The 18374-nt window shown below is 44.7% G+C and carries 13 protein-coding genes; 9 read left to right on the top strand and 4 right to left on the bottom strand.

Annotated features, from left to right (window positions below):
* Positions 1 to 111: 111 nt before the first annotated feature.
* The 4 genes from AB5935_RS17060 to AB5935_RS17045 form a co-directional block, all read right to left on the bottom strand.
* Positions 112 to 4383, bottom strand: a complete 4272-nt coding sequence (locus tag AB5935_RS17060) for a malectin domain-containing carbohydrate-binding protein (RefSeq protein ID WP_007845072.1) — start codon at positions 4381 to 4383, stop codon at positions 112 to 114.
* An 87-nt stretch (positions 4384 to 4470) separates the two neighbouring features.
* A complete protein-coding gene (locus AB5935_RS17055; RefSeq protein WP_008673015.1) occupies positions 4471 to 4704 on the bottom strand; it encodes a helix-turn-helix domain-containing protein in 234 nt (77 codons plus the stop codon).
* Positions 4643 to 4858 carry a type II toxin-antitoxin system RelE/ParE family toxin gene (locus tag AB5935_RS17050; protein ID WP_227414173.1) on the bottom strand — a complete coding sequence of 72 codons (216 nt, stop codon included), beginning with the start codon at positions 4856 to 4858 and terminating at the stop codon, positions 4643 to 4645. The genes AB5935_RS17055 and AB5935_RS17050 overlap by 62 nt, the downstream gene beginning before the upstream one ends.
* Positions 4859 to 5060: 202 nt before the next feature.
* On the bottom strand, positions 5061 to 7757 hold the full coding sequence (locus AB5935_RS17045) for a glycoside hydrolase family 20 zincin-like fold domain-containing protein (RefSeq protein WP_202183605.1): 2697 nt from the start codon (positions 7755 to 7757) through the stop codon (positions 5061 to 5063).
* Positions 7758 to 7976: 219 nt separating this feature from the next.
* On the opposite strand from AB5935_RS17045, the gene AB5935_RS17040 reads away from it, so the two are divergent.
* From AB5935_RS17040 to AB5935_RS17000, 9 genes are all read left to right on the top strand, one after another.
* Entirely contained in the window at positions 7977 to 8906 is a 930-nt protein-coding gene (locus AB5935_RS17040) for a tyrosine-type recombinase/integrase (protein WP_007838011.1), read from the top strand.
* A 347-nt stretch (positions 8907 to 9253) separates the two neighbouring features.
* Positions 9254 to 9820: a DUF3575 domain-containing protein gene (locus AB5935_RS17035; RefSeq protein WP_007852576.1), complete on the top strand. Its 567-nt coding sequence runs from the start codon at positions 9254 to 9256 to the stop codon at positions 9818 to 9820.
* Positions 9821 to 9848: 28 nt separating this feature from the next.
* Positions 9849 to 10943, top strand: coding sequence for a DUF3868 domain-containing protein (locus tag AB5935_RS17030; RefSeq protein ID WP_149940741.1), 1095 nt, complete (start codon positions 9849 to 9851; stop codon positions 10941 to 10943).
* 3 nt (positions 10944 to 10946) lie between these two features.
* On the top strand, positions 10947 to 11519 hold the full coding sequence (locus AB5935_RS17025; RefSeq protein WP_008673023.1) for a DUF3575 domain-containing protein: 573 nt from the start codon (positions 10947 to 10949) through the stop codon (positions 11517 to 11519).
* Positions 11520 to 11525: 6 nt separating this feature from the next.
* Positions 11526 to 12935 carry a DUF3868 domain-containing protein gene (locus tag AB5935_RS17020; protein WP_368327500.1) on the top strand — a complete coding sequence of 470 codons (1410 nt, stop codon included), beginning with the start codon at positions 11526 to 11528 and terminating at the stop codon, positions 12933 to 12935.
* Between the two features lie 31 nt (positions 12936 to 12966).
* Positions 12967 to 14511, top strand: a complete 1545-nt coding sequence (locus AB5935_RS17015; protein WP_007845081.1) for an Mfa1 family fimbria major subunit — start codon at positions 12967 to 12969, stop codon at positions 14509 to 14511.
* A 23-nt stretch (positions 14512 to 14534) separates the two neighbouring features.
* Positions 14535 to 15482 carry a FimB/Mfa2 family fimbrial subunit gene (locus AB5935_RS17010; protein WP_007843703.1) on the top strand — a complete coding sequence of 316 codons (948 nt, stop codon included), beginning with the start codon at positions 14535 to 14537 and terminating at the stop codon, positions 15480 to 15482.
* 83 nt (positions 15483 to 15565) lie between these two features.
* Positions 15566 to 16507 (top strand): tyrosine-type recombinase/integrase, encoded by a 942-nt coding sequence (locus tag AB5935_RS17005; RefSeq protein WP_007843701.1) that lies wholly within the window; start codon positions 15566 to 15568, stop codon positions 16505 to 16507.
* 446 nt (positions 16508 to 16953) lie between these two features.
* Positions 16954 to 18357 (top strand): undecaprenyl-phosphate glucose phosphotransferase, encoded by a 1404-nt coding sequence (locus tag AB5935_RS17000; protein ID WP_007838000.1) that lies wholly within the window; start codon positions 16954 to 16956, stop codon positions 18355 to 18357.
* Positions 18358 to 18374 lie beyond the last annotated feature (17 nt).

Below are 18374 nucleotides of genomic sequence, written 5' to 3'. Positions count from 1 at the left end.
CAAAATCCTGAGCAACTTTTTGTTGCTCAGGTACTTAAAAAGTTTAATTTATAATAGTGTTGCGGAATTAAGGATAAACTATTTATTCCTACCGGCAAATAAAAAAATACTTTATTGCACATCCAGCGCATCCAATGCCAGTCCCTCCATATCCGGTGCGGAAAGCACCACCTTATAATAGCCTGCATTGATATACGTACCCGTCGTTGTACTCAGCATACGCCACTTTCCGGGAGTTTCGGCAAAAGTCAGATTATCTTCCTTCAGTACCACCCCTTTGGAATCAATGAACTGCATACGCACCTTCATAGGCTTCCCTGTAACATTCATGTATTTAAAACGAAGAGCATAGACTTGTGCCAGACCGGTAGAAATGTTCCAAGTAATACTGCTTTGTGTACCTTTACCAAAGAAAACCCCGGTTTGTTTCTTAACCTCTTTCTTTATGAACTTACCTTTCAGCACAGCATCCTCCGCTTGATAAGTCACATTGGCACGGGCGTTTTTATCTTCAGGCAATAATTCTTTGGGAGTCTTTTCCATCACCTCCTTGTCTTGTGCAGCCCAGCTGAAGCTATGGGCAGAAAAAGAGCGAACGGAATCCAAGTCGCCTTTACAAGCTATCGCAATGCCACAAATCAAAGCTTGCCCCGCTTTCACCTCCGGAAAATTAATCTTCAAGACTCCCCCTTTCACGATAGTATTCACCACCTTTTTGCAAGCGCCGTCATGACCCGCTTCAGCCCATACATCCAAGTCGTCCAGAAGTACTTTATCATTTACCGCTACATCAAAAATACGCAAGCCTTCACAATCCGTCTGTACGCCGCCTCCTGTACCATGCCAGGGTTCTGTAAAATAAAGTTCCACACGATACTCGCCATCCGGAACGGGAAAGCGGAAGTTCAGCTTATGGCGTCCGAAGCGGAAAGTCTGGAACAATTCCCAGTCCCTAGTGCCATGAATGGGATCATTCGTGGTACGCTGGCTCGCCTGATAAGGGCTCAACAACTGTACACTATCCGACGGATGAACAAACGATTCCGCCCACGAATGAGAATAACGGCTGTTATCCTGCGCCCAGACCTGACCATACGTATCCGTATAAGCGTCTCCTCCGCAATTCAAACGATAAAGATACGTATATCCCTCAGCTCCTTTCAACAAATCAGTTCCGTTCAACCGGTCGGCAGCAACAGGCACTATAGCAGAACCACGGTAAAGAGCCTCAAAATGAGGAGCTTTTTCCAGACCGTTCAGCACCAGCACATCTTCCGCTGCCGGTTTTCCTTTAAAGTACCCCACAGCACGAAGCACATTGTAACGGATATCGCGGTTTTCCCACATGAAATGAGTCCCCACCCCATGATTCAATTTCCGTCCCAAGTATTCAGCATCCACCGCATCATTGTACAGCAACACACTGTCACAATTGCTGTACGCCTCAATGGTAGCCCGTCTGCGGCCTGTCGCAAAACGGTCCTCCCATGTATGAGATGCCAGATAAACCATCGGATCTTCGGAAGCCGGCACATAGTTCGCGCGATACATATAATATACATCCAGCGGCTCCTCCCACGGAGTCACCAATCCTTTATAATTAAATGGTCCCACCTTATCTATCCGGCGATACGCTTCATCCGGCTGGCGGCGTCCCGGATTATCATGACTGCTGAATATCCATTGGAATTGTCCGCACACACTGTCCTTTGCCTGTTCCGCCAGTCGTATCTTGGTTTCCATCAGCTGGCACATACGCTCCTCGCTCCATACACCATTCACATCAAAAGCTGCCGGTTCCGTATGCAATCCGATGCTGCGCCATGCCCCATATTCACCGTTCAACAACTGATTCTTCTGTGACAATTCACGGCCATACTTATTCACATCACCACCATAGGTTCCACTCCAGTTCTGAATAACATTCCAATCTGTCCCATCACCACCGTTACACGTAGTAATCACACGCATGGTACGGGCCGTAGGATCCATTTCCCTGATAATCTCACTACACTCTTCGGCAAACTCCTTAGGCAGCGTGCTTTCGTTCTGCAATCCCCACATCACCACACTGGGCGAGTTACGACGCTCTTTCACCCACTGGCGGAGCAGTTTCTTGAAATTCTCACGAAACTCCGGAGTATCATACCACACGTGGGCCGAAAACTGAGTCCACCACAAGACTCCTTCCTTGTCCCAATATTTCTGATAATCCAGGTGATGGGGCTGGTGAGCGTCACGGAAAGCGTTGAAGCCCGCCGCACGGATCTGTTTCACACGGGCTGCCACCTGCTCACGGCTGAAAGCATGGCTTTGTCCGAACTGATGTTCATATTCACACACTCCATTGATAAAGACAGGCTGTCCGTTCAGATAGAACCGTCCGTCACCATCCTCCCGTTTCACCGGCCAACTGATGGTACGGATACCAAAGGGTGTACTAATCTCATCCGTAGTACTCTTACCACGCTTTATCATACTGGCCAGTTTATACAAATAAGGATTCTCCGTACTCCATAAAACAGGATTCTGCACTGGCGATTGTTGCTTCACCACCTTCCTTTCACCCGGCTGCAAAGTCACCTTCTCCGTCAGGCGGAACACCTGCTTGCCATCCGCATTACTGAATTTATTAACCACTTCCACCGTCTCAGCAGTCTTTCCGTAATTTTTCACCTCCGTTTCCACAAAGACAGTTCCCGCCTTATCATCATTCCAGATATGCACTCCGAAAGGCTCAATGCGGATCTCATCCGTAGCCTCCAGCACCACGGGACGGAAAATTCCCAAAGGCTGGGAACCTTCGCTGAATCCCCATTCCGAGGAACAGCCACCGCACACCCAAGGCATGTCGGCTATCATTTCAGGATGTTCCGCTTTCACTACCAGCTTATTCTCTCCCAGCTTCAACGCATCCGTCACATCCAATGTCAGCGTAGTACGCCCTACGGGATGACGGCCGAAATCCTTTCCATTCAACGTTATAGTGGCATACGTCCCCACTCCCTCAAAACGAAGAAAATAACGTTTTCCGAATGAAGAGTTGGAAATTAGAAACTGAGAATCATCCAATGTGAAGGTCTTTTCGTATATGGCAGTACCGTGCAAATTACCATGTGTCAGTTGGCGGTAGCCATAATAATCATCCCAGTTATGAGGAATATTTACTTCTATTGCCTTTTGAGCAAACAACCCTTTCAGATGAGTTGCTTCCGTCAGCCATGTTTTCCATCCTTTATCCAATTCCATCACCATCCGGCGATTCTTCACCTCCCGTTCCGGGAAATGCACTTGTGAACGTCCCATCGGTTTGCTGGTAGCAATGGCTATACCACGTTGTTCCGCGTCATTCACGGCACAATAGAAATGATACACCACCCCATTGTATTTCACCACATAACTCTTATGAGCGAACAATTCATCATAGTCTTTAGAAGGGATAATCAAATCCGCCCCTTTCCAATCCGTCCAATGTACTAGGTCATAACTGGCAGCAAATGTATTAAATGCCTTGTATTTGCGGCTCGGTTCAAAAGCCGAGAAATAGAACATGACATACACATCGCCCATTTTCTGGATATGCGCATCCCCCGTAATGGTTCCGTCCGCTTCGTGTGCAAAGACCGGATTGCCCGGATATCGTTTCCATTTCTTCATATCTTTGGACAAGGCGATACCCACCCGTTCCGCTTTCAAATCCGTTTCCGGATGCCGTCCTGCCGCGTTATAGAACATGACGAAAGGTGCGCCCAATGTTTTCTCCTTATCCCAATAGACCACACTCTTATATTGAGTCAGCTTTTCCCACCATTGCGCGTCTTTATCATGGATACTCATCACGGGCTGATCCTGTGCCTGCCATTCATGGGCAGAACCCAAAGGCCGGTCCGTCCAGGCCAAACCAATATACAGCGGCTTGTTCACCGATTCATATCCAGTCCCTTCCCCACCCAGATAAGTCATCCAATGCTTGCCTTTATACGTCTGCAGGGCATAGCTTCCTCCCCACTCCATATCCGGCAATGCAGGGAAACCACCACGCTGGTTGCAATCCCAGAATCCGTCACGATAAGACAAGACACGTCCCAATGTACGCCATTCCAACAGATTATCACTTTCGGCTATCCATGTCTCGTATCCACGTCCGTCCAGTCCGCTCTTACCATTATAAACCACGTAGGTCATATACCACTTATCCCCTTCGCGGAACACGGTAGGGCAGTCTATTTTATGCTTGTTGTCGGCCGGAGCTACAGCCAGCCCATATTTATAAGGAGTCTTGGCTTCCTCATAAATCTGCTCCATGCGCGATTGCGGAACTTCACGTTGGGCGTATGTTCCCAATGACAACAGTGAAAATGCCAGTATCAATATCTTCTTCATAATTATCTTTTTATCTATTGGCAAGACGGACAAAAGAAGAAAATGTACCCATTCAGAGAACTTTTATCTCATTCTCTATTTTTACCATCACATAGCAGGGGTCAGCTCAACATTCAATCCCAAAGCAGAAGCAATACGATAAAAAGTAGAAACCTTAGGCTCTGTTTTTCCTGTTTCCACACGGGAAATATAAGACTTATTAGTCCCTATCTTTTCGGCAAGTTCCGCCTGTGTCATATTTGCTTTCTTCCTTGCCTCTTCAATTATTTGCCCGGTAAAGAAAGCATTCATTGAACAATATAACAATATGCCCTTTATCATAACAGAAGAAAATCCTATAGACATTACCTTGCCACTCTATTCTTAACTCATACAGACCCTCTTTAAGAAACTTCACATACTTTGCCGGTAGTCCATCTTGAGTCTTTAATAAGAGTAATCCATATAGGACTTTTTCTTGCGTACCTTTATCCAGAGCATCAAAAAAATCTTTAATAGTAGTTTTCGTATGCTATTATCTTTCTGCTCATACGCCAAAAATAAAAAAAAGTTTATCAGTTAAGCAACTTTTCCTTATAAAAATCTTAGAACTATGTACAAAAATAGCGTAAAATTCTCAAGATATACTTGAAAATTTTACGCTATACTACGGATTCCAGCCTCTGGAACTACGGCTACTAATAGAACATCCAGTCCATCGTTTCCTCCGCACCGGCCAGTCCCGCATTACGTGGAGTTACCTGTGCGTCTGTAAATCCCAACACCATCGTATATCCTTTCGGCAGCAACAAGGTATGCTTTCCAGCCTCAAAATGATAAGCATGTACATTCGCCAGCGGCATACCCGCTATGCGTACAGCATTGGTCAGTTTCGGTTCCGCCTGACCGTAATCATTGGCAGAAGCGTCCGTTTCCAGTTTCGGAGCTTTCGCATACTTCTTCTGGTCATCACGGAAATAACCTACCAACAAGTTCACCGGAGCAGCCGCTTCAAACTCTATTGTCGTACCTTCCTTGCGCTGCACATCCCCGTTCATTCTATAAGCAGTCAGCCCTTCCAGCTCGGCGGCCAACGCATCTACCTTGCCCGGCACATTGGAAAACAGGCTTGCACCCGTCGCCAGTTTCACCGGAGTCAGTCCGTTCAGAATCTTCACATTTGCGGCGGACAAAGGTTTTATCTCAGCTGCACTTTCCGTCACCTTACCTGCCGCCTTATCTTTCAGCAACTGCAAGTTCGCCTTGAAATTAGCCAGTTCATTTTCATAATGCACCAGCATCTCTTTCCAGGTCTTGTTCTTGCCACCGTCACCACCGATAGGAATACGGCGTTGCGCGGTCTGCATACTGTTGGCATAATAATAAGTACTATCCGTCAATGCCACCAGCTTGCGGTAATGATCCAGACTTTGTTCCATCAATGGAATAGCAGCGTCCAATTCGTTCAGATCCTTTCCCCACTGATAGTTTAAGACACGCTGCGCAGCTTTCACTTTCAGGTTAAAGGCATAAGCAAATTCACGATAGCAATGCATGTCATTCTGCAAACGTCCGAACTCCTCTTTATTACGAGTCACCGCTGCGGCAGCCTTGTCAATGGCCGCCACCGCCTTATCACCGTGTTCCACCACCTGCGCCACAATATCCAGCGGCAATTCGCCCACATGCGGCTGTTTTTTCCATTCTTTCTCCACATATTCTATCAACTTCTCGCCCTCCGGCCCGCAACTCTCATAAAATCCCGGATAGATAGTATATTTATAAGGATTCACCAACTGACTCATAAACATACCCAGCAACAAAGTCTGCCGGTTCCCTTCCGTGATGCCGAAACGGCGGAGCAACTTCGGAGCAATCTCTCCACTCTGCTCGTATGCCTCCAGAATATCTCCGGCTTCGGCAGAAGTCGTACCATAATAATCACCCAACTGCTTGTCCCAATATTCCACTTCAGATGAACGGTCCCGATGACAGTTCCATGCATAGCGTCCCCAGGTTTTGTACCATATCCAGTCACGGTCCAGCTGATACTCCCGTTTGCCATCCGGCAACTTATCAGCCGTGTACGGCCAGTCCCAATAAGAAGCCTGCGGATACAGATGCAGGGCATTGGCTCCATGTACATTGTGCATGGCATTCACCGCTTTCTGTACAAAGTCGGGAGATCCCCAACGCCACGGTTCCAAGTTTGCCAGAATATGCACATTACTGATATGAATACTTCCCAAAGCACTCAGATCCGAATGTATCTTGGACCAAGGACCTCGCGGTTCGTAAGTAGTCAGTGACTCACCATTGTATTTATGCATGGTATAGAGGTTCTTGTATAACGGCAGCGCGGCATCCATCACCATCTTGCAGTCCGTATCGTGCGCACGCAGCAAGATGGGCGGCTCATCCGTACGCCCCAGTGCCTTCAACCCGTCCTTCACTCCCGGAATAATGGTTTTGGTAAACCACTCCACATCATCCTCGTAGGTATCCATCGCTTCCCCCAAGCATACCAGCAAACCCACATTGGGATATTTTTCTATAAACGCGGCCACCGACTTACGTGTATAATCACTGATCAGCGGAGTAATAGGACGGTTACGATCCTGTGTTTTCAACCCGTAATGCTCGGCAAAAGGCTTGCTTAACAATATATTATAAAACATCTGGATCACAAAGATACCTCTCTTGTCCGCTTCGGCAGTCAGAAACGAGAACATTTCCTCATTTTTCTTGAAAGTTTCCTCATCCACTTCTACGGCAAAAGGATACTCTTCCAGCTTCACCAAGGAAGCAAACGGATGCCCGTTCCACAGATACAAGGAATTCATACGGTTTTCCACCAGCATATCCAGATATTTTATCCATTGTTCCTTATCATAAAACCAAGGGAAGCTCTCCGGCGTATAGGGATACTCATACACCCCTCTTCCGGGCAGGTATTCCATTTTCTGAATCCCTACACAACCTCCGCGAAGCACCATTTCGGGAGCATCCGTCAGTTGTGCCGGAAACTTCAAATCCTTGTATTGTCCTACATGATCTATCAATTCACGACAGCCGTAAATCACACCGTTTCCGTCGTTTCCTGTCACTGTAGTCATGTTTCCACGGGTAGAAATGGTAAATCCCTCCTTTTTCAGTCCGGCTGTATCAGCAGCCTGTTCCAGACGGATGCAGACCTCATCTTTATCTATACCGGCAGTATCCGACAACATAACAGACGAATACCCCGCATCTTCCAGCGCTTTTTTCAAATGTTCTCCAGCAAACAGCACCCGGTTCGACGCTTCCTGCGGCATCACAATATTCACATTGGGTTTCTCGCACCCCCATAACACGCACATACATGCGACAAGTGTTCCTAGCCTGATATTTTTCATTCTTTTCATATAAATTATTTACAGTTAGACGAAAAAAACAACAAGACGTACTCACAAGACCTCCGCCAATCGTCAAAAAGCGAGGAAAAAGCACAAGCTATCACAAAAAGAAATAAAACGATGAACAAATAAACTCATCCGGACTTTTAAAATTAACTCAGAGAATGCGCATTTAAACTGAGAAATATACAGTATCTAAATTTTAAAAATGAAAGAACAATGAAAGAAAAATCTAACCTGACCCTATTTATGGAACAACTTATCCGGTCGCTAAAAGAAGAAGAGCGTTTCAGTACCGCCCACATCTACCAAAGCACATTGAACGCCTTCATGCTCTTCTGCAAGACCGACACCATCCGGTTCAACCAGATGGAACGTTCATACCTGAAACAATTTGAGAACCATCTGCGTAACAAGGGATGCACCTGGAACACTGTTTCCACTTATATGCGTACCTTGCGAAGCATCTACAACAAAGCCGTGGACGATGGTCTGACAGAAGAAAAGCCCCGTCTTTTCCGTCACGTATATACTGGTGTAAAAGCCAATACCAAACGCGCCCTCGATGCCAAAGACATGAGCAAATTATTAAGTGCCTCCCTTCCACGCCCCTTGCCGCAAAGTATGGAAGAGAGCCGGGCATGGATTACCCTAATGTTCCTGTTACGCGGGATGCCCTTTGTGGATCTGGCACACCTGCGCAAAACAGACCTGCAAGATTCCGTTATCTCCTACCGCCGCCACAAAACAGGAACCCTGCTCACCGTAGAGATTCCTCCCGCTGCCATGAACCTTATCAAACGGTATCAAAATACAGATTCCAACTCCCCCTACCTGCTTCCCATTCTCAGTGGAAACCGGAAAAGCGAAGAAGAATATGCAGAATACCAACATGCCTTGCGGAAACTGAACTATGACCTGAAACAACTGGCGGTATACTGCGGAATCAAACTCAATGTCAGTTCCTACACCAGCCGCCACACTTGGGCCACTTTGGCTAAATACTGCCACTTTTCGGAACAATTGATTTGTGATGCCCTAGGGCACTCCTCCACAAAGGTGACCGAAACCTATTTGAAAAGTTTTAAAAACGATGAATTAGACAAAGCAAATAAAGTAATAATTAATCACATTAACATTTCTATATAATCAATTTTAAAACTTCACATTACATTATAAAACAGTAAATTACAAGACTGTTACTTTAGAAGTAACGGAACAGATTTTGGAAGCAAAAGTATACAAACTTTAGATACAGTGCAAGATTTCTACACTTTTTTTTCGTTTTTATTTCAAAAAATTTTTTTATTCCGCATATAGCCCTCCCTGCCCATACTCTGATCGTCAATATGAGTTAAGCTACATTCCCAGTCTTTTATCTTCTCTAACAGCCACTAAATCTTTATTTTACTGCTGTTTTCATGTTTTTTTCCCTCCCTCCTTCCCTTCCGTTACTTCTAAAGTAACAGAAAAAAAACAAAACAAAAATATTGACAATGCGACATTCTTACTTATTTATAATAGCAATCATGCTAGCAGTTATAACTCCGCGTATAGCCTCGGCTCAAAGTATCGCTGTAAAAAGCAATGTTCTTTATGACCTTACCGGCACTTTCAACCTGGGAGGAGAAATAAGGTGTGATGACACCCATTCATTCAATCTGAGCGTCAACTATAATCCCTGGAATCTGGGAGAAAACAAAAAAATGAAACATATTCTGATCCAGCCCGAATATCGTTGGTGGCTCAATGAAACATTCATAGGAAGTTTTTTCGGGGTGCAAGCCCATTTCGCCCAATACAATTTCGGTGGAACCACTCCTTTTACAACAGTAAAGAACAACCGTTATCAGGGTAATCTGATAGGTTGCGGCATTACCTATGGACACCAATGGTTGCTCAGCACATTCTGGAGTCTTGAAGCAAGCATATCTGTCGGATACGCCCATCTCACCTATAATAAATACGGTCCCGCCAAAGGAGACGCACTTATTAAGAAATCCCACTCCAACTATGTCGGACCTACCCAGCTAGGCATATCATTCATTTATTTCATTCAATAAATATAAAAGCAAATATACCCTATCAGTCATGAAACTCAAGACAAACATACTATTCAGTCTTTTATTATGCGGCACCTTTGCCACTGCACAAAACCTGAAACTTGATATCCTGCCTCCCTCCGTTACTCTCGGACAGGACTCTGCCATAGTGTCCATGAAAATGACTCTCAATGTTCCCCAGATGGACACCAAAAGCCATATCCGTCTCACCCCTGTCCTCACAGACGGAACCCACACTGCAGAATTACCTCAAATTCTGCTCAACGGAGAACGTGCACATCGGCTATACCGCCGCACCCTGGCGCTCAACAAACGAAGAGGCAAAGCGAATGTAACTCCCGTATTTACCGCTATCCCCTTGACAGACAGCGATCAGACTATCCACTACCGTGCTTCCCTCCCGGCAGCCGACTGGGTACAGTTCGCCACATTGAACCTCAAGAAAGAAGTCATCAACGGCAGCGGAGAGAAAGTACAAAGTGAAAATATCCCCATTCCGGACAAAGCAACCCATATAGCAAAAGTAACAGATAATTTCGTTCCCCAACAGGACAGGAACCGGGAAGCTCCTATGGCAGCAGCCTCACCCTCTGCCCCCGTTGTTCCGGAACACCGTCCTGTTTCCCCTGCCCCGTCTGCACCATCTGCCAAACCATATTTCAAAGGAAGCTATGTATCTCCCGAAAGCGACGCAACCGATGAACGCAACCAGAAAGAGCTGAACTTCAGTCTGGACGAAGCGCGTGTCATAGCCGAAATCAATCCGCAGATGCTTTCGTTACGCGAGCTTTACACCGTAGCCATCAGCTACAAGAACATTCCGGAACAGTTCTACAAAATCATAGATATTAGTGTCAAGATATATCCGGCAAGCCCCGTTGCCAACCTCAACGCCGCTGCTGCCGCCATCGAACGGGGCAACACACAGGCAGCCGGCCGCTATCTGCAAATGGCTTCCCATGAAACGCTTGCCTACAAAAACTGCCGTGGCGCCTACGAACTGTTGTGCAACAACACCTACGAAGGCATTCGCCTGCTGAAAGCAGCCAAAGCCGAAGGCTCGGAAGAAGCCACCTATAACCTGAAAATATTCTTTGAATCCAATCAAACCAATATACAATAAAATATGAAAACCCGGTATATCCTTTCTTGTCTTCTGCTCGGCGGCACCCTTTCCGTTTCCGCACAGAAAATGGCTGTCAAAAGCAACCTGCTTTCCGCCGCCAACGGTGCGCTGAATGCCGGTGTGGAATATGCCTTCGGCTCCAAATCCACATTCGATTTGTCCGGCAGCATACGTCCGTGGAAACGCTCGGAAGGATATGTCAACAAATATTGGCTCATACAACCTGAATACCGCTACTGGACTTGCCAGAAATTCAACGGCAGTTTTTGGGGAGCCTATCTCAACGGAGCGCAGTTCAACGTAGGAGGGAAAAAGATGCCTTTCGGGCTCTTCCCCTGGCTGAAAGAGCACCGATATGCAGGCTGGCTGGCCGGTGGAGGCATAAGTTATGGATACCACATCATGCTCAACCGCCACTGGAATATAGAAGTTTCCGTCGGTGTAGGGTATGAATATATCGATTATAAGAAATATAAATGCCCTGACGTGTGTGCCGAATTACTGGAAAAAGGCCATTATCACTATTTCGGCCCCTCCAAAGCATCCCTGAGTATAGTTTACATATTTAACTAAAGAGCCATGAAATATTTATTCTATTTTATATCATTTATTTTTCCTACGCTTTGCTCATCAGCGCAGCCGGCAGAACGGGACAGTTCGATTTACATCGCCTCCTCGCAGCTCTACCGGATGGGAGAAAATCTGGTAGTGTCCATGCAAGTAGACATTACCAGACAGATTCCCTCTAACGAATCAGTCATACTGGTTCCCCAGCTCAGCGACAGCCTGGACAACTTCATCCAGCTTCCCGCCATCTATGTGAACGGTCGTAAACAACATATTTTCTTCCAACGTGAAACCGGCCGGCAGGAAAAAGACTATGAAGAGTTACGCCGCCGCAATGACCGGAAACAAAGCGTACACTACTTACGCAGCATCCCCTTCACTCACTGGATGAAACATGCCTCCTTGCATCTCATCGAAAAAGAATGCGGATGCGGAGTCCCCCGCCATACAGACTCCACCTATCTGACCCGCCTGAATATGCTTCCCGATATCCATCCGCACGTAGCGTTTATCACTCCGCAGATGGAAGAAAGGAAATTGCGTGAAGAAAGCGGACGTGCCTATCTGGACTTCCCGCTCAACGAAACAATTATCTATCCCGAATACAGAAACAATCCGGCCGAACTGGCAAAGATAAAACGCAGTATCGACTTGATAAAAAACGATACCAATGTAGTCATTTCACATATTGACATTCATGGATACGCCTCTCCCGAAGGTCCCTACTCAAACAACGAACGTCTGGCACGGGAACGGACCCAGACCCTGAAAGACTATGTATGCAGCCAATATTCTTTCAATGATACATTGTTTACCACCCATTACACCCCCGAAGACTGGGACGGATTTATCAAGTTGCTGACCGATACCGTTATTTCCCATCGCGAGGAACTGTTACATATTGCGGAGAGCAAAAACAGCCCCGATGAGAAAGAACGGAAAATACGGAAACGTTATCCCGAAGAGTTCCGTTTCATCCTGCAACACTGGTTCCCGGGTCTCCGTCATTCAGACTACACCATCCACTATGTGGTACGTCCGTTTACGGTAGAGCAGGCCAAGCAGGTTTTCGAAAGCAACCCCAAGAATCTGAGTATTGAAGAGATGTTCCGCATAGCCCAGACCTACCCTGCCGGCAGTCCGGAATACAATAAGATTTTCATGACGGCCGTTCTGCTTAATCCGGAACATCCCGTTGCCAATCTCAATGCAGCTTGCATCCTGCTCTCACAGGGAGATACAAAAGGCGCCTCACTCTATTTGGACAAAGCCGGTGAGACTCCCGAAAAGACCCTTTTGCAAGGTATCATGCAAATGCTGAATGGGAATTATACCGAAGCAGAAAACCTGCTGCGTAAAGCGAAAGAAGCAGGACTGCCCCAAGCAGATGAAAACCTGAAGATATTACATGAGATTTACTAATCACATTTTTTTACTAAAACATTTTTACATTATGAACAAAAAATTATTATTATCCTTCGCTCTTGCAGCTGCAATGGCAGGATGTATTAATGATGCAGATGTCCCCTCAGGAAATGGAGACAATCCGATTTCCGGAGCCAAAGGAGGCAACATGGAGATTTCATTTGTAGTCCCTAACTCTTCTAACGGCAGCCGTGCCGCTTCCGCCGAAGACTCTGGAGTCTATGAAGACGGTACTGCCGAAGAATACAAAGTGAGCAATGTGAAACTCTATCTGTTTGATTCTTCCAGCAAGAATTTGGTTACTACCCTCGACGTAGATCAAAATGAATTGGGTATCTCCAGCAAAGAGAACAACCAAGAAGGACAAACCATCATCTATTCTTGCAACAAGGAAATCATATTGGAACCGGGCAACTATGACATCCTTGCCGTAGCGAACGGTACACAAAACCTTGACATCGAAAAAGAAATAGGCCAGGAATCAACATTATTGGGACAGATTGACGCCACCACTTATGGAAACGGTATGATAACCAGCGTACCCGGAAAGGGATTCATCATGTCCAACCGTGGCTCGGCCAATCTGAACATTGCCGTAGAATCTCCCGAAAAGAGCGACACCAGAGCACACGTCAGAATCAATTTGGAACGTGCCGTTGCCAAACTGATGGTTAGAAATGACAGCAAGGAAATCTACACGTTGAAGAATCCTAAGGGAGTGACTTACGCCACAGTCCGGCTGAACAACTACAAATTCATCAATCTGGCAAACAAGTTCTACACTTTCCGTCATGTCGCTACACTGGATGCCGCATCTGAAACTCCTTCCGCTCCGTCATCTTACAGCGTGGAAGCAGGAAATTTCGGTAACATAGCCGACAACAACGGTTATCTTATCGATCCCTATTTCTTCGACAAGACCGTAGCAGGAGCTACTACCAGTTTCACAGGCGGTTCATTCTACACTAACCACCTGTCAAAACAAACAGACAGCAATTGGTCCGGTCTGGCCGATGCAGGAAAGTACGTTTCCATGTATTGTCTTGAAAACTGTATGTTCCGTCCGGCACAGAACACGGTGTACACCACCGGCATCATGCTGAAAGGTACATTCACTCCGGAAGCCTCACAGACCATCGGCACTGACGGCCAGCCGGTAGAAGACCCGCTCGTGTTCAAGACACTGTATTATTTCAACTATAAATTCTACACCACGCTGGCGGCTGTGGGTGAACATGGTGATGCCAATATTGATGGTTTGACAGAAGCATCCAGCGATGCAGACCTGGCAGCCAAGCAGATTACCCGTTTCACCAAGAATGAAGGTAATTTCTCCACCTTCTACAACTATTGGATCAAACATCTTGATAACGGCGATCCTACCACAATGGGCGTAATGGAATTCGGTATTGTACGTAACAATATTTATTCTGTCAATATTACCAGCATCAAGAACCTGGGTCCCGGTACTCCGGATACCAAACCCGATCCGGACGAATACAAAGCATACTTGGACGTAGAATTCGGAGTATATCCGTGGATTGTCCGTGACCAAGATGCCGACCTTGAATAAAACAGTCTCAAAATAGAAAAACAATGAGTAAAACTGCTACTATCCTCTTCGCCCTATGTACTCTTTTCTGTAGTGCATGTTCCTGGGTAGACGATGACCAATCCGATTGTCCCACAGGCTGTTGGTTAAAGTTATCCTATACCTATAATATGCTGAATGTAGATGCCGTGACCACCCAGGTAAAAGATGTCACGCTATTTATTCTCGATCAGGAAGGAAACTATATAGACCGGGAGGAAGTAGACAGTCTTACATTCCATCAAAATGAATGTATAATCCAAGTCCCCTCCCTGCCTCAGGGAGATTATACCTTTCTGGTTTGGGCAGGTTTGTCGGACTCGCATTATCAACATACTCCCACTTCACTGACACTATTACGCAATGAAGCGGGAGAACAATCCGAAAAACTTTCATCTCTATTCCACGGGCGGCTGGACAACGTGCATATCAGCGGCGAATATCAGGTTTTGGCTCTCTCTCTTACTAAAAACACGAATATTCTGAGCTGCATATTGCAAAGTCAGTCGGCCGTCCCGCTGGATACAGATGATTTCCGTCTGGAACTGACTGCCGGCAACGGATGCATGGATCATTGGAACACTCCGATAGACTCCGTTTCCACCTGTTATCTCCCCTTTATGCAAGAAAGCGCCAATTTGGAAGACATACAGGTAGTGCATGCCGGAATGAATACATTGAGACTGATGGAAAATGACGATACCCGTCTACGGTTAATCTATCAACCTAGTGGAAAAGAGATTTTCGATATTCCGCTTACACAATATCTGCTCCTGTCACGTAATGTCGAGACAACCTATATGCCTCCACAAGAATATCTTGACAGGCAAGACCGCTATAATCTGATATTTTTTCTTGACTCAACAAATGATCCGCAGCAACCTTATATATGTTTACAAATGAAAGTAAACGGATGGATGATACGTATAAATAATGCAGAATTAGATAAATAACCTTTCTAATTCGAACATTTCAACCTATATTCGATTCCGTTAAGAAAACAACTTATTTTGTAAAATCTATAAAACGGAACATTATGAGAAATAAAAAAAAATTCAACGAGTTTATGAACAAAACGATTGATGAACTGAAAGACGAGAAACGTTATGGTACGGCTCACATTTATCAAAGCACCTTGAACGCATTCAGTGAATTTTGTGGATGTGAGGTTATTTACTTTCACCAGCTCAACAGAGCCAATCTGAAAGAATTTGAAACCTACCTGCGTGACAAGCAACTAAGTTGGAATACTGTTTCCACCTATATGCGGACATTGCGTGCAACTTATAACAAAGCAGTGGATAAAAAAATAATAACCGAGAATTCCCGTTTATTTCATCATGTCTACACCGGCGTGAAAAACGATATAAAACGCGCATTGGAAGTAGAAGAAATAAACAAGTTACTAAACGAGGTTCCTCTAAAGAAACTACCGGAAGATTTGATACGATGCAGAGTTTGGGCTAATTTAATGTTTCAATTACGCGGAATGCCCTTTGTTGATCTGGCCCATCTTCACAAAAGCGACTTGAAAGGCAACACACTTTCTTATCGCCGATATAAAACAGGTGGGCAAATGATTGTTGATATTCCGATAACAGCAATGAAGCTGATAAACAAATATCAAAATACCAATCAGGACTCTCCCTACCTTTTTCCCATCCTCAGTGGAACAAAAACCGGAGAGGATCTATATACAGAGTATCAGCAGGCACTACGAACCATGAATTACAATTTAGGCAGATTGGCGAAAAAATGCGGAGTGGCAACCAAGGTCAGTTCATACACTACCCGGCATACCTGGGCCACCCTTGCCAAATATTGTAATTTCTCCGAACAATTAATATGTGAGGCTTTTGGACACTCGTCAGTGAAAGTTACAGAAACATATTTGAAAAATTTCAAGAATGAAGAAATAAAGAAAGCTAATGATGCGATAATTCTATACGTTTCAAATAATGGGAAAAAGAGAGTATAAATATATAAAATTCTAATTATCAATAGATTTATATTGTGTTACTTCGTAAGTAACAGAACTTATTTGGAGGGCAAAAATAGACAATTAACTGATAGCAAACAAATAAAGGCACAGCTTTTTTCTAGATTTTAATTAAAAAGGTTATATAATAGATAAAAAGTAATAATAATATGAACAATTATCAAATCGAAGGAGAACAAAGAAATACAACAACACACATTGCGCTTTTTACTATTAACGCAATGCAATAAATTCACTATATTTCACATAGTTATCTCTTATATATATTTATAAAACGACAGAATATTAATTATACAACTAATCCATTAATTCACGTTCTGTTACTTACGAAGTAACAGAAGGATATTAAAAAGAAAAAAAGTGACATATTTAAAACACACCTTTTAAAAACATAATATAGATCTGACATCTAAAAAATTTAACCTATGATACAAGTTCAGAGATTTAATAAAGCACTTAAATTAGCAGTCATTCTAGGAGATTTAGTCATTCTGAATGTACTTTTCATCTCATTTAATTCAATATGGAACGAGTTGTTTGGGGAGAGGGCCTACAGTGGCACTTTACCCCAAATTCTAACTCTATTCAGCGTATGCTATTTTGCGTGCACTATCTCAGGAGGTGTCATATTACATCGACGAGGAGCCCGTGCCGATCAAATTGTATTCCGGGCACTCCGTAACGTTTTTTATTTCTCCTTATTGTCAACAAGCTTAATTGTACTATCAGAACTTGAAATATACTCCAATCGCTTTTTTGTCTATTATTTCATTCTACTTTTCCTCTGCATCACTTTCTATCGTCTGCTTTTCCGTTTCTGCATACAGCTATACAGAAGCCGCGGAGGTAATTTCCGTACCGTCCTTTATTTGGGAAGCACCGAAAATATAGCCGAACTTTATCATGAAATGACCTCCGACGCCACTACCGGATACCGGGTACTGGGATACTTCGACACAACCCCCAATGCCAAGTTCCCTGCCAGTTGTACTTATTTGGGAAAGCCGGAGCAAACCATTGATTACCTGACAAAAAACAAAGTGAACCAACTTTATTGTTGCCTGCCCTCAGCATTAAGCGAATGTATCGTGCCGGTCATTAATTATTGCGAAAACAACCTGATACATTTCTACAGTGTACCCAATGTGCGCAACTACCTGCGCCACCGTATGTACTTTGAAATGATAGGCAGTGTCCCTATTCTCAGCATCCGCAAGGAACCTTTGGGAAAAATAGAAAACAGGCTGATAAAACGTATATTCGATGTAGCCTTCTCATTACTCTTTTTATGCACATTGTTCCCCATTATATTCCTTATTGTAGGAGTGACCATTAAAATCACTTCTCCGGGCCCCATATTCTTCCGTCAGAAACGTAATGGATTGAATAATAAAGAATTCTGGTGTTATAAATTCCGTTCTATGAAAGTGAACAAGGAATCGGACACCTTACAGGCTACCCTCAATGATCCTAGAAAAACCAAATTCGGCGATTTCATGCGCCGGACCAATATTGACGAACTTCCGCAATTCATCAATGTATTGCTGGGAGATATGTCCATTGTAGGACCACGCCCTCACATGTTGAAACACACGGAAGAATATTCCAAGATAATCAATAAATACATGGTCCGCCATTTCATCAAACCCGGTATCACGGGATGGGCGCAAGTGACCGGTTTCCGTGGCGAAACCCGTGAGCTGGAAGACATGGAAGGACGTGTGAAAGCCGATATATGGTATATGGAGCACTGGTCTTTCCTGCTCGACCTTTATATCATGTACAAAACCGTGGCAAATGTGCTACGCAAAGACAAGCAAGCTTATTAAGTTCAAAATAGAGAATT

Origin of the sequence: Phocaeicola sp. RTP21198st1_B8_RTP21198_201120 (assembly GCF_040929485.1) — a bacterium.
Taxonomy (GTDB): domain Bacteria; phylum Bacteroidota; class Bacteroidia; order Bacteroidales; family Bacteroidaceae; genus Phocaeicola; species Phocaeicola dorei.
The sequence above is the reverse complement of the archived record's forward strand: the minus strand, read 5'-3'. Positions and strand labels throughout refer to the sequence as shown.

What these genes read in the sequence shown, in the direction of transcription:
- AB5935_RS17025 (WP_008673023.1), top strand. Translation starts at nt 10,947, where the DNA reads ATGAAAACCCGGTATATCCTTTCTTGTCTTCTGCTCGGCGGCACCCTT.
- AB5935_RS17035 (WP_007852576.1), top strand. Translation starts at nt 9,254, where the DNA reads ATGCGACATTCTTACTTATTTATAATAGCAATCATGCTAGCAGTTATA.
- AB5935_RS17020 (WP_368327500.1), top strand. Translation starts at nt 11,526, where the DNA reads ATGAAATATTTATTCTATTTTATATCATTTATTTTTCCTACGCTTTGC.
- AB5935_RS17040 (WP_007838011.1), top strand. Translation starts at nt 7,977, where the DNA reads ATGAAAGAAAAATCTAACCTGACCCTATTTATGGAACAACTTATCCGG.
- AB5935_RS17055 (WP_008673015.1), bottom strand. Translation starts at nt 4,704, where the DNA reads ATGATAAAGGGCATATTGTTATATTGTTCAATGAATGCTTTCTTTACC.
- AB5935_RS17060 (WP_007845072.1), bottom strand. Translation starts at nt 4,383, where the DNA reads ATGAAGAAGATATTGATACTGGCATTTTCACTGTTGTCATTGGGAACA.
- AB5935_RS17010 (WP_007843703.1), top strand. Translation starts at nt 14,535, where the DNA reads ATGAGTAAAACTGCTACTATCCTCTTCGCCCTATGTACTCTTTTCTGT.
- AB5935_RS17000 (WP_007838000.1), top strand. Translation starts at nt 16,954, where the DNA reads ATGATACAAGTTCAGAGATTTAATAAAGCACTTAAATTAGCAGTCATT.
- AB5935_RS17045 (WP_202183605.1), bottom strand. Translation starts at nt 7,757, where the DNA reads ATGAAAAATATCAGGCTAGGAACACTTGTCGCATGTATGTGCGTGTTA.
- AB5935_RS17005 (WP_007843701.1), top strand. Translation starts at nt 15,566, where the DNA reads ATGAGAAATAAAAAAAAATTCAACGAGTTTATGAACAAAACGATTGAT.
- AB5935_RS17030 (WP_149940741.1), top strand. Translation starts at nt 9,849, where the DNA reads ATGAAACTCAAGACAAACATACTATTCAGTCTTTTATTATGCGGCACC.
- AB5935_RS17015 (WP_007845081.1), top strand. Translation starts at nt 12,967, where the DNA reads ATGAACAAAAAATTATTATTATCCTTCGCTCTTGCAGCTGCAATGGCA.